Genomic DNA, 1,863 nt, shown 5'->3' on the forward strand with positions numbered 1-1,863 from the left:
ATTTTTCCTTGGCCAGCTCGGCGAAATCGGCGCCGCCATCAAGGGCGGTTTTCAGAGCTTTGGCCTCGTCCTCGGTTTCGACAAGGATATGCGAGGCGTTGAATTCTTTTTCCGGCTCGACATTGGCATAGGTCGCGTCATAGGCGGCCTGAATGGCCTCGTCAGTGACAGCGTCTTCGACGATGCGGCTCAGGGCCTCGCTGGCCAGAAACGACAGGCGTTCATTCGCCAGCGCCAGACGGGCCTCGCGGTCGAGGCTGTCTTCGACGGTCTTGGCAACGGCGGTCTGGCGGATCAGCTGTTCCAGAACCGCCTGATACAACACGTCATCGGGCAGCGATTGGTATTCAGCAGGCAGTTGCGCCGCCATCACGATCATCTGTCCCAGCGTGATGTCGGTGCCACCGACCGTGGCCACGACGGTATCGGCCTGCGGTTCGCTGGCGAAAACCGGAGAACCAAGGCCGAACGCCAAGGCGAGGACCATTACGGGTTTGAAAAGATTCGGCATCTGGGCAACTCCTTGGTAGCCACCGGCCCCGGTGGCGTTGACACTGTTTTTGCGGGCGCTTACATCGCTGCTAGGTCCGAAAGTGCCGGACTGCCCTTTTTTCATTGTCCTACCTATGCGGGGCAGCCGGGGTGGGCAAGGCGTTCGCTTTCACGATCCCGACACGAAGACCATCAAGCGGAGAAAACATGCTGGGTATCGGAACAATCGCCAAAAAGGTTTTTGGCACGCCGAATGATCGCAAGGTCAAAGCAACCCGCCCGCTGGTGGAGCAAATCAACGCCCTGGAGCCCGAATTCGAGGCGCTGAGCGACGAGGGCATCCAAGCCAAGACACAAGAGTTGGCCGCCCGCGCGAACGAGGGCGAAAGCCTGGACGCGCTGCTGCCCGAAGCCTTTGCCAACTGCCGCGAGGCCGCCCGCCGGGCGCTGGGCCTGCGGGCATTCGATACCCAGTTGATGGGCGGGATTTTTCTGCATCAGGGCAATATCGCCGAGATGAAGACCGGCGAGGGCAAAACCCTTGTCGCCACCTTCCCGGCCTATCTGAATGCGCTGACCGGCAAGGGCGTGCATATCGTCACGGTCAACGACTATCTGGCCCGCCGCGATGCCGAGTGGATGAGCAAGGTCTACAACGCGCTGGGCCTGACCTGTGGCGTCGTCTACCCGCAACAGCCCGAGGCCGAGAAAAAAGCCGCCTACGCCGCCGATGTCACCTATGCCACCAACAACGAGCTGGGCTTTGACTATCTGCGTGACAACATGCGCTCGGAACTCAGCCAGATGTCGCAGCGCGCGCATAACTTTGCCATCGTCGACGAGGTGGACAGCATCCTGATCGACGAAGCCCGGACTCCGCTGATCATTTCCGGCCCGTCGCAGGACCGCTCAGAGATGTATGTCACCCTGAACGACGTGATCCCGACGCTGACGCCCGAGCATTTCACCCGGGACGAAAAAACCCGCAACGTGACCTTCACCGACGAGGGCAACGAGTTCATGGAAAATGAACTGGCCCGGCTTGGCATTCTGCCCGAGGGTCAGTCGCTGTATGATCCCGAAAGCACCACCATCGTTCACCACGCCACGCAGGCGCTGAAGGCGCATGTCCTGTTCCAAAAGGACAAGGATTATATCGTGCGCAACGGCGAGGTGATGCTGATCGACGAATTCACCGGCCGGATGATGGCCGGGCGCCGCCTGTCGGACGGTCTGCATCAGGCGATCGAAGCCAAGGAAGGCGTCTCGATCCACCCAGAAAACGTGACTTTGGCCAGCGTGACCTTCCAGAACTATTTCCGCCTGTATGACAAGCTGGCCGGTATGACCGGCACCGCCTCGACCGAGGCC

At 60.5% G+C, this 1,863-nt stretch carries 1 protein-coding gene and 1 pseudogene; one reads left to right on the plus strand and one right to left on the minus strand.

What is annotated here, in order from left to right:
* Positions 1 to 511: pseudogene (locus ABYW26_RS14095) on the minus strand (peptidylprolyl isomerase); the annotation flags it as partial.
* A 188-nt stretch (positions 512 to 699) separates the two neighbouring features.
* On the opposite strand from ABYW26_RS14095, the gene ABYW26_RS14100 reads away from it, so the two are divergent.
* The coding region (locus tag ABYW26_RS14100) for a DEAD/DEAH box helicase (protein ID WP_372605549.1) at positions 700 to 1,863 on the plus strand (1,164 nt) is incomplete at its 3' end.

It is taken from the genome of Actibacterium sp., from assembly GCF_041584535.1.
Classification (GTDB): domain Bacteria; phylum Pseudomonadota; class Alphaproteobacteria; order Rhodobacterales; family Rhodobacteraceae; genus Actibacterium_D.